Genomic DNA, 9131 nt, shown 5'->3' on the forward strand with positions numbered 1-9131 from the left:
ACGGCTGTTTGAATGCGGGTATGAGTGGCCTGAAGATCGGCAAGGAAGCCGATGTGTGCGTGGTGGGGCTCGGGCCGACAGGGCGCGCGCTGGCGCATCGGGCGATGCGGGCGGGACTGCGGGTCGTCGCGATGGACCCGCGCCCCGAACGGCTGTGGGTGCCCACCTACTCGTGCTGGGTGGACGAGCTGCCGGAGTGGCTGCCGCACGGCGCCATCGCGAGCCGGATCGACCGGCCCGTGGTGTGGACCACCGCCGAACGCCGGATCGAGCGCCCCTACTGCGTGCTGTCCAAGCGCGGGCTGTGGGATGCGCTGCCGCTGGACGACGCCACCGTGCTGGCACAGCGCGCCCGGACGGTCGAGGCGCACCGGGTGGAGCTGGCGGACGGCACCGAGGTCGTGGCCGGAGCCGTGTTCGACACCCGCGGCCAGGCATCGCCGAGGCAGCGCCGAACCGCCAGCGCCCACGGCATTTTCGTGGACGAGGACCGCGCCGCGCCCATGGTCACCCCCGGCGAGGGCCTGATGCTGGACTGGCGCGACGAGAACGGGGCGGGCCCGGACGCGCCGCCCTCGTTCCTGTACGCGGTGCCGCTCGGCGACGGCACGGTGATCTTCGAGGAGACCAGCCTCGGCCTGCGCGGCGGAATGCCGCAGCACGAGTTGCGGCGGCGCACCCTGAATCGACTGGCGGCGCACGGCATTCGACTACGCGGTGACGAGAAGAGCGAGGCCGCGCACTACCCGCTGGACTACGCACCGCCGAAAGCCGGTCCGGGGCAGGTGATCCCCTTCGGCTCCCGGGGCGGGATGATGCACCCCATCACCGGCTACTGCGTGGCGGATTCGCTGTCGCTGGTGGATACCGCACTGGATGCCCTCCAGCGCGGGGACGATCCGATCCGGGCCATGTGGCCGTGGCAGGCGCGGCTGGTGTACTGGATGCGGATGCGTGGTGTGTACGGCCTCGGCCGCCTCACCACGGCGCAGTCCAAGTCCATGTTCGACGCGTTCTTCACCCGGCCGCCGCGCCAGCAGCGCGCCCTGCTCTCCGCTCACGACGACTACACCGCACTGGGTGCGGCGCTGTTCATGACCGTGGCCACCACCTGGCCTTTCCGCTGGCGCTACGACCTGGTCGGCTGGACCAACCGCAACCGCTGGGTGGGCTACGACTTCGGACGCGCGTCCGACGCCGATGAGATCGTCGCGGCCGCGGAGGAACTCCCCGGTCACCTGTAGCGCCACCGAACGTCCGGAGCGAGGCCGGTCACCCGTAGCGCCATCGAACGTCCGGAGCGAGGCCGCTCGCCTACGCCGACGACCGTTATCAGACCTTGCGGCCGGAGATCGACCGGTCCATCACACCGGGCGCTTCGCCGCCACCGTCCGCCCGGATCAGCCGGTCGGCCCAAGCGGCGCGGTAGCGGCGGTCGGCGTCGGCCGACTCGCCGCACGCAACCTCGGTCCTCTCGGTGCGAGCATCCGTCGCCATCGGGTTCATACCCAGTTCTCGATCCAGTACTTCCAGATGATCGGCGCGTACCCCGCCAGCGGCGGCACCTTGATATCCGTTCCGGCGAGTGCTTCGGCGGCGCGGCGGCAGTCGAACCAGCAGGTGAACTCGCTGTGCTCGATGATTTCGGTGGGCACCCCGACCTGGCGCAGGATGCGGCCCACGCCGGGCATCCGCAGCGTCATATCGAGGGTCTGCTTCGGCATGACCTCGACCAGATGCGGCGCTCCGGCCTCGTCGGCGAAGAGGTTCAGCGCGTCGGCCACGCTCTGGCGGCGCGGATCGACCAGATGGAAGGTGGTCCCGGACTCGGCGTCGCCGTGCGCGATATGGTCCAGCGCCCGCGCCACGAAATCGACCGGCACCATATTGGTTTCGCCCAGCTTCGGCGCCACCACCGGCAGCAGGCGCGGCAGCTGCGCCGCCATGCGCAACAGCCGGAAGAAGTAGTACGGCCCCTCGATCCGGTCGATCTCGCCGGTGCGGGAATCGCCGATCACGATGGAGGGCCGGTAGATCCGCCACGGCACCGGGCAGCTGTCCCGCACCGCCCGCTCGGCCTCGAGCAGCGACCGCTGCCAGGGTGTGGCGAGCACCTGCCCGACCTCGAACATGTCCTCGGAGAAGCGACCCTCCCAGTCCCCCGCCACCGCCACATTCGAAATATGGTGCAGCGCACCGGCCGACAGCTCTCCGGCCAGGTCCACCACCCGCCGGGTGCCGCCACCGGCGCCGACCGCGTCGTACCCGCCCGCCAGATGGAAGACGTGCGAGATCGAACCGCGCTGCGCCGCAATCCAACGCGGGTCGATGCCCATTCCGGGTGCGCTGAGGTCGCCGCGCACCGGCCGCACCCGGTCCCCGGCCGCCCAGCCGCGTAGGCAGCGGTTGAAGCGCAGGACCGAATCCTCGCCCGGCCGTACCAGCACGAAGACCTGTTCGCCGCGTTTCAGCAGCTCCGGTACGAGGAATCTGCCGATGAACCCGGTCGCTCCGGTAACCAGGTAAGCCATGGGCTCACCATAGCGTGACCCATGCCACACCCCAGCGGGCGCATCCTCGCGAGCCGGTCATACCGGGCGCGTGACTCGCCGCGACCAGGCGGAGATCGACGAACCTGCCCGTCCGAGGCGGTGATTCACGGCATGCTGTGCGCGTGAACCTTCGGACTCTGACAACCGCATCGGTGGTGTGCGTGGGTGTGCTGGCGACCGGCTGCGGCGGCGACTCCCCGGGAGCGTCCGACGCCGCCCCCAGCACGCCCCGCGATCAGCTGCTCCTGAGCGGTTCGGACCTACCCGCCGACGCCAAGCCGGTGAACCTGCCCGTGGAACGACTGCGCGAGCAGCTGACCGATTTCGCGGGGGTGCAGGCGAACTCCACCATCGACCCACAGGAATGCCGCGCACCGCAGCTGGATCTGGAGGCCGCGAGCAAGCAGGCTCTGGACGAGGCGGCGGTCACCGCCGTGGTCGCCGAGACGGCCATCTTCATCGAGTTCGTCTCGGGTCGCGGCATCGACACGCACGAGTTCGCGCAGACCGAGGCCCGGTGCGCGGAGCTGACCGTGAGCAGCGAGTTCGAGGGCGAGCGGGTGGACTCCCGGGTGCGCACGGAAAGCCGCACCCCGCCCGCCGCCCTCGCCGGTATCGACGCCATCGCCTCGTATTCGACGAGCACCGCGTCGGTGCGCGATGTCCCGCCGACGACCACTGTGTCCTACGCGGGCTGGGCGTCCCTGCCCGGCACCACCGTGGCGGTGCGGGTGACGTCCCTCGGCGACACCCTCGACGAGGCGAAGGCGGAGCAGTTCTTCGCCGACGCCGTGCGGAAGGTCGAGAACGCGCCGTAGCGGTAGCGACTACCCGGCGGTCAGGCCGTCTCGGCGGCGCGCTGATAGCCGCGGATCGCCGGGTAGACGAACAGCACGACCATGCCGATGGTCCAGGCGAGGGTCTTCAGCAGCGGCACCGCCACCGGACCGTCCCAGGCCAGGCCGCGCATGGCGTCGATGGCGCAGCTCATGGGCTGGTTCTCGACGATCGGTTGCAGCCAGGTCGGATACGCCCCGATCGGCACGAATCCGGTATTGAAGAACATGAGCAGGTTGCTCACGATGCCGACCATCTGGACCAGCACGACGCCCTCGCTGATCGTCGCCAGCGAGGTCACCAGCACCGCGAAGCCCACCGCGAACAACACCGGAATCGCGATCATGGCGATCGTGGCGAGCGGGCCGTTCCAGAATCGGAAGCCCAGGGCAACGCCGACGACCAGCACGAACAGGGTGGTGACCAGGACGCGGACCACCTCGGCCAGCAGGCGGCCGGTCAGTCCGGCGGCGCGGTGGATGGGCATGGTCCAGAACCGGCTCAGCAGTCCGGTGACCTTCTCCACCTTGAAGCCGAGTGCGCTCACCACCGCGCCGGTCATGGCCGCGACCAGCATGACCATCGGCACCTGACCGTAGATGGCGGGCATACCGGTCGCCTGCTTGATGGAGCCGCCCAGCACCACGTCGAACATGAGCAGGGTCAGTGCGGGGTACAGCAGCACCTGCACGGTGACCGCGGGATTGCGCGCCCAGCCCATGAGCATGCGCTTGCACTGGATCAGGCTCTGCTCGACGAAGGTGGTGAAGGCCCGTTCGGAGCGCGGCGGCACCACCGGCAGCGGGACATTGCTCGGCACCCGGTCGGCCACGGCCGCCGCGGCGCTGTTCTCGACCGTACTCATGACCGCCTCACACTCGCCCAGATCGCCAGTGGGATGAATACCACGGACAGACCACCCAGCCACACCAGCGGCACCCACAGCACCTCCCAGGTGACCCCGCCCGCGGCCATGTCCCGCAGCGCGAAGGAGAACTGGGAGATGGGCTGATTGCGCACGAAGGGCTGGATCCACTCCGGGAATCGGGACTCGGGCACGAACCCGCACGACAGCATGCCGAAGATGAGCGTCGGCAGGGTGAGCGCCTGACTCAGCGATTCCGGGCTCTTGGTGAGCGAGCCCAATCCGTCCGCGCCGATGGCCAGCACGGTGCCGACCAGCAGTGAGAAGACACAGAACAGGATGGCCTGACCCCATCCGGCGACGAATCGGAACCCGATCAGATGCCCCCAGATCAGGGCCGCGGTCAACGAGGTCACCGACCGCACCAGTCCGGCGCTGATGCGGGCCAGCAGCGGCACCAGCGACCCGATGGGCATGGTCTGCATGCGGGTGGTCAGGCCGGTCATCGCCTCGAAGGCGGCCATCTGCGCGTTCGACATCATGGTGAAGCCCATGGTCTGCAGCACGATGATCGGCATGACGTACTGCGCGTAGTCGATATTGAGCAGGTTCATGATGGCCCGCAGCGGCAGGTAGAAGCCGACCGTGAACACCAGCGGCGTGATCACGGCGACCACCAGTTCGCCCTTGGTGACCATCACCCGCACGATGCGCGCGGTGAGCGCCCACCACTGCGCGAGGCTGGACGGCTTCGCCGCCGGTAGCCCCGCGAACAGGTCGGAGTTCGGTTCGACGGCCAGTGCGGTGCTCATGCCTGCCTGCCCGAATGCCCGGTGAGGGCCAGGAACACGTCGTCGAGCGAGGGCCGCCGCAGGCCGATGTCGGCGAGTTGCACGGACGCGCCGTCCAGGCGGCGCAGGGCCTCGGCGAGGGTGGCGGCGCCGTCGGGGGCCGGGATGGACAGCCGTTCGGCGGTATCCAGTTCCGCGCGCACGGCGGCCGGGACCAGGTCGCCGAGCGCCTCGGCGACCTTCGCCAGCTGAGCCGGGTCGAGCGGAACGATCTCGCAGTAGCTGCCGCCGGTCTTCTGCTTGAGTTCGTCGGCGGTGCCCTCGGCGATGACCGTGCCCTTGTCGATCACGATGATGTTGTCGCTGAGGATGTCGGCCTCTTCGAGGTACTGCGTGGTGAGCAGCACGGTGATGCCCTGGGTCTTGAGCGCGGACACCAGATCCCACACGCCCTGGCGGCTGCGCGGGTCGAGTCCGGTGGTCGGCTCGTCGAGGAACACCACCTCGGGCCGGACCACCAGACCGCAGGCGATATCGACGCGGCGGCGCATGCCGCCGGAGTAGCCGCGCACGGCACGACGCCCGGCGCCGGTGAGATCGAACTCCTCGAGCAGGGCGTCGGCGCGCTGCCGGGCGGCCTTGCGGGACAGGCCCATGAGGCGGCCGAACAGCTCGAGATTCTCACGACCGGAAAGGTTTTCGTCCAGGGCGGCGTACTGCCCGGTCATCATGATGGAGCGGCGCACCCCCGCCGGATCGGAGCGCACATCGTGTCCGGCCACGCGGGCGGTGCCGGAGTCGGGGCGCAGCAGGGTGGACAGGATCTTGACCGTGGTGGTCTTGCCCGCACCGTTGGGACCGAGGATGCCGAGCACGCTGCCGCGCGTCGCGGTGAAGCTCACGCCGCGCAGGGCGTGTACCTCGCCGAAGGATTTGCGGACGTCTTCGACGTACACCGCCGGGTCGCCGCCCGCACTGGCGGTGTTCGACTCCGGTTTGTCCAAGCTCGGCATCAACTCTCCACTATCGGCTACGGCGGGGACGATTTCGCCTCCGGTGGGGATGATCCCCTCCGCCCCGCGTGATGTTACCGGCGCGGCAGATGCTCGTTCGTTGCTTCGGTGAAGCATCTATGGCCGCCCTGTGTCCTTGGTCACAAACTCGACGGTTCCCGGATAGCCGCTGGTCATGACACAGACCACCCGGTCCGTGCGACATTCCGAATCTTGTCGGGTACGCCGAACGGACCATAGTCTGAGCCATGGGGAGACGTTTTTCCGGCCTGCGAGAGGTGATCATGGCCGAGTCCGCGCAGCCACGCACGGCAGCGCACCCGGGAGGAACTGGCCGACCGAAGGTGCTGACGTCCTACGACCCGCGCACCGGCGAGGTCGTTGGCGATTACGCCATCATGGGCTCCGGCGAGGTCACCCGCACCGTCCGGGCCGCGCACGCCGCCGAACAGTGGTGGGCGGCAATCGGATTCGACGGGCGCAAACGTTGGCTGCTGGATTGGAAGCGTGCCGTGGCACGCGGCACCCGCGAGCTGGTCGACCTCGTCAGCGCCGAAACCGGCAAACCGCGGCTGGACGCGGCCATCGAGGTGACCGCCGCGGTGGAGCATCTGCACTGGGCCGCCCGCAGCGCCGAGAAGGTACTCGGACGACGAACCACCGGACGATTCCGGCACACGCGGCAGGCATCGGTCGGCTATCGACCACTGGGCGTGGTCGGTGTGCTCAGCCCCTGGCACAACCCCGTGCTGACCGCCATGAACGGCATCGCCTGCGCCATGGCCGCCGGTAACTCGGTGGTGCTCAAGCCCAGTGAACTCACCCCCGGCATCGGCGCCTGGCTGGCCGACAGCTGGAGCCGCCTCGCCCCGAATCAACCGGTACTGCAGGTGGTCACGGGTGACAGCACGACGGCCGCGGCGCTGTGCCGGGCGCGGCTGGCCACCATCTCCTACACCGGCTCCCCCGCCGGGGCCCGCGAGGTGACCGCACTGTGCGCCCAGCACTCCACACCCCTGCTCGTCGAACAGGGCGGCCGGGGCGCCATGGTGGTGCAGGTGGACGCCCGGCTGCCCGAGGCCGCCGCGGCCGCCGTCTTCGGCGCCATGGCCAATGCCGGACAGAATCCGGCCGGGGTGCAGTGCGCGTACGTGGCCGAGTCGGTGTACGAGCCGTTCCTGGATCTTGTTGCGGCGCAAGCGCGTCAGTTGCGCCCCGGGGCCGACCGGCGCGCCTCCTACGGGCCGATGACGCTGGAGTCGCAGACCGACGTGGTGCGCCGCCACGTGCGCGACGCGCTCAGCCGCGGCGGTCAGGCGGTGGTCGGCGGACTGGACTCCATTCGCACGCCCTACATCGAACCGATCGTGCTCACCGAGGTACCGGAGGTGAGCCTGGCGCTCAGCGGGGACGCGGTCGGGCCGGTGCTGGTGGTGAACAAGGTGCGCGGCATGGACGAGGCGGTGGAGCGGCTCGGTAGCCGCTCCCGCTCGGTCGCCGTCTTCACCCGGGATGTGCGCAGCGTGCCCGAATTCGCCGAACGGCTGAAAACCGAAGTGGTGACGGTGAACTCGGCTCCGGTCTACGGGACCGACGGTCCGGGCCGAACTCGCGACGAACAGCGGCTGCGGGATTTCGCCCGTCCGCTCACCATCACGGAGAAGCACCGGCGCGATCCGGTCGAGCAGTCCACCTTCGAACGGCATCCGCAGCATCTGCGCTTGGCGCGCATGATCTTCCGGCTCCGGCACCGAGTGTGAGGGCGTAGTCGTCAGTTCCGCACGGGGGCGGTCGCGTCGGCGCCGAGCAGCACGGCGCGCATGAGCGTGCTCACCCGCGCGATGTTCTCGGGGCGGGCGTCGAACTTGATGCGCCGCCCCACATCGATCACCTGGGCGATGGCCGCGTGCACCCGGAAGCGCGCCTCCACGGGATCGCCGTCGAGCAGGTTGGCCCACTCCAGCACGTTCTGACGCTGGATGGAGCGCAGCCGATGCTGTTCGGAGGCGGGCAGATTGGAGAATTCCGCGAAGTAGACCGGCAGGATCTCCGGCATGGTGAAGGTCATCCGCGCGAAGCGCTCGGCGATGCGCACGGCGGCGTCGGCGCGGCTGGTGGCCTCCGCCAGCGCCTCCGCATTGGCGATGGCCACCCGTTCGCCGGTGCGATGGAACGCCGCGGCCAGCAGATCCGATTTGCTGGCGAAGTAGCGGTACACGCTGGAGGCGTTGATGCCCGCGGCCGCGCCGATCTCCTCGATGCTCGCCTCGTGGTAGCCCTGCCGACCGAAGATGCGGATGGCCTCGGTGAGCAACTGTTCGCGCTTGGAGATGACCGGCAGGCCGCGCGGGACGGGGTCGCCGGTGACGGGCGGCGGGGCGGGCGGCAGCTCGGTGCACAGGATGGACCGGCAGATGTCATCGAGCAGGCCGACCAACCGGGTGGTGGACAGCGTGGTGCGATGGTGGGTGATGCTGCCGATGGCGCTGAGGACGGCCGCGGTGAGCAGCGTGATGTCGGCGGGGTCGGCGTCCGGGCGTAGCTCGCGGATCGGCACCGCCACGGTTTCGTGCAGATCCACGTACATGACCCGGATGCGATCGCGGTCCGCGCGCTCCAGATAGCGGCGCTCCCAGCGGTACAGGCCGCCTTCGCGGCGCACGTCGATGGTGTACTCGGCAACGCCGCGAATCAGCTTGGTGAGTCGCGGTTCCGGTTCCAGCTCGGGATCGTCGGCGGCCTTGGCGGCGTCGAGCAGCTGCTGCGCGCCCATTTCGGCGGCGGCGACCAGCAGGGCGTACTTGTTCTTGAAGTGCCGGTACAGCGCGGGGCCGGAAATGCCGACCTCCGCGGCGATCTCATCCACTCCGACCGGGTGATAGCCGCGTTCGGCGAACGCCCGGGCGGCAACTCGCACGATCTGACCCTTGCGGTTCTTGGGTCGACGCCGGGGCGTCGCATCGCCGTCCGGTCGCGCGGAAGCGAGTCTCGGCTCGCTGCGATCGGCGACCATTCACCTTCTCCTTCTCGGTGGCACCGACTGTTGACAGTGCCGAACAAGTACACCTAAGTT

9 protein-coding genes are annotated in these 9131 nt (G+C 69.5%); 3 read left to right on the forward strand and 6 right to left on the reverse strand.

The annotated features are described in order from the left end of the window. Window positions 1-20 precede the first annotated feature (20 nt). Window positions 21-1244, forward strand: a complete 1224-nt coding sequence (locus tag FOH10_RS27095) for a lycopene cyclase family protein (protein ID WP_143982824.1) — start codon at window positions 21-23, stop codon at window positions 1242-1244. An 88-nt stretch (window positions 1245-1332) separates the two neighbouring features. Here the strand turns inward: FOH10_RS27095 and FOH10_RS35020 are convergent, their stop codons facing one another. Both FOH10_RS35020 and FOH10_RS27100 read right to left on the reverse strand, forming a co-directional pair. Then, complete coding sequence (locus tag FOH10_RS35020; RefSeq protein WP_186000602.1) at window positions 1333-1497, reverse strand: hypothetical protein; 165 nt, start codon at window positions 1495-1497, stop codon at window positions 1333-1335. 5 nt (window positions 1498-1502) lie between these two features. Then, window positions 1503-2531, reverse strand: a complete 1029-nt coding sequence (locus FOH10_RS27100; RefSeq protein WP_143982825.1) for an SDR family oxidoreductase — start codon at window positions 2529-2531, stop codon at window positions 1503-1505. A gap of 143 nt (window positions 2532-2674) precedes the next feature. Here FOH10_RS27100 and FOH10_RS27105 point away from each other — a divergent pair, with 143 nt between their 5' ends. After that, entirely contained in the window at window positions 2675-3370 is a 696-nt protein-coding gene (locus tag FOH10_RS27105) for a hypothetical protein (protein ID WP_143982826.1), read from the forward strand. A gap of 20 nt (window positions 3371-3390) precedes the next feature. Here the strand turns inward: FOH10_RS27105 and FOH10_RS27110 are convergent, their stop codons facing one another. Genes FOH10_RS27110 through FOH10_RS27120 form a run of 3 tightly spaced genes read right to left on the reverse strand, consistent with a single transcriptional unit; the run spans window position 3391 to window position 6058 of the window. Then, on the reverse strand, window positions 3391-4254 hold the full coding sequence (locus tag FOH10_RS27110; RefSeq protein WP_143982827.1) for an ABC transporter permease: 864 nt from the start codon (window positions 4252-4254) through the stop codon (window positions 3391-3393). Next, complete coding sequence (locus FOH10_RS27115) at window positions 4251-5066, reverse strand: ABC transporter permease (protein WP_143982828.1); 816 nt, start codon at window positions 5064-5066, stop codon at window positions 4251-4253. The genes FOH10_RS27110 and FOH10_RS27115 overlap by 4 nt, the downstream gene beginning before the upstream one ends. Continuing rightward, window positions 5063-6058, reverse strand: coding sequence for an ATP-binding cassette domain-containing protein (locus FOH10_RS27120; RefSeq protein WP_143982829.1), 996 nt, complete (start codon window positions 6056-6058; stop codon window positions 5063-5065). The genes FOH10_RS27115 and FOH10_RS27120 overlap by 4 nt, the downstream gene beginning before the upstream one ends. 248 nt (window positions 6059-6306) lie before the next feature. Here FOH10_RS27120 and FOH10_RS27125 point away from each other — a divergent pair, with 248 nt between their 5' ends. Further along, the gene (locus FOH10_RS27125) at window positions 6307-7818 is read left to right on the forward strand and encodes an aldehyde dehydrogenase family protein (RefSeq protein WP_244961392.1); all 1512 of its coding nucleotides are present in this window, start codon (window positions 6307-6309) and stop codon (window positions 7816-7818) included. Between the two features lie 11 nt (window positions 7819-7829). Here FOH10_RS27125 and FOH10_RS27130 read toward each other — a convergent pair whose 3' ends face one another. Then, window positions 7830-9071, reverse strand: coding sequence for a TetR/AcrR family transcriptional regulator (locus FOH10_RS27130; protein WP_143982830.1), 1242 nt, complete (start codon window positions 9069-9071; stop codon window positions 7830-7832). Between the last annotated feature and the right edge of the window lie 60 nt (window positions 9072-9131).

Source organism: Nocardia otitidiscaviarum (genome assembly GCF_007362295.1).
Classification (GTDB): domain Bacteria; phylum Actinomycetota; class Actinomycetes; order Mycobacteriales; family Mycobacteriaceae; genus Nocardia; species Nocardia otitidiscaviarum.

Excerpts from the sequence above, each read along its gene's own strand:
- FOH10_RS27095 (WP_143982824.1), top strand. The coding sequence starts at position 21 with ATGAGTGGCCTGAAGATCGGCAAGGAAGCCGATGTGTGCGTGGTGGGG.
- FOH10_RS35020 (WP_186000602.1), bottom strand. The coding sequence starts at position 1,497 with ATGGCGACGGATGCTCGCACCGAGAGGACCGAGGTTGCGTGCGGCGAG.
- FOH10_RS27100 (WP_143982825.1), bottom strand. The coding sequence starts at position 2,531 with ATGGCTTACCTGGTTACCGGAGCGACCGGGTTCATCGGCAGATTCCTC.
- FOH10_RS27110 (WP_143982827.1), bottom strand. The coding sequence starts at position 4,254 with ATGAGTACGGTCGAGAACAGCGCCGCGGCGGCCGTGGCCGACCGGGTG.
- FOH10_RS27115 (WP_143982828.1), bottom strand. The coding sequence starts at position 5,066 with ATGAGCACCGCACTGGCCGTCGAACCGAACTCCGACCTGTTCGCGGGG.
- FOH10_RS27120 (WP_143982829.1), bottom strand. The coding sequence starts at position 6,058 with ATGCCGAGCTTGGACAAACCGGAGTCGAACACCGCCAGTGCGGGCGGC.
- FOH10_RS27125 (WP_244961392.1), top strand. The coding sequence starts at position 6,307 with ATGGGGAGACGTTTTTCCGGCCTGCGAGAGGTGATCATGGCCGAGTCC.
- FOH10_RS27130 (WP_143982830.1), bottom strand. The coding sequence starts at position 9,071 with ATGGTCGCCGATCGCAGCGAGCCGAGACTCGCTTCCGCGCGACCGGAC.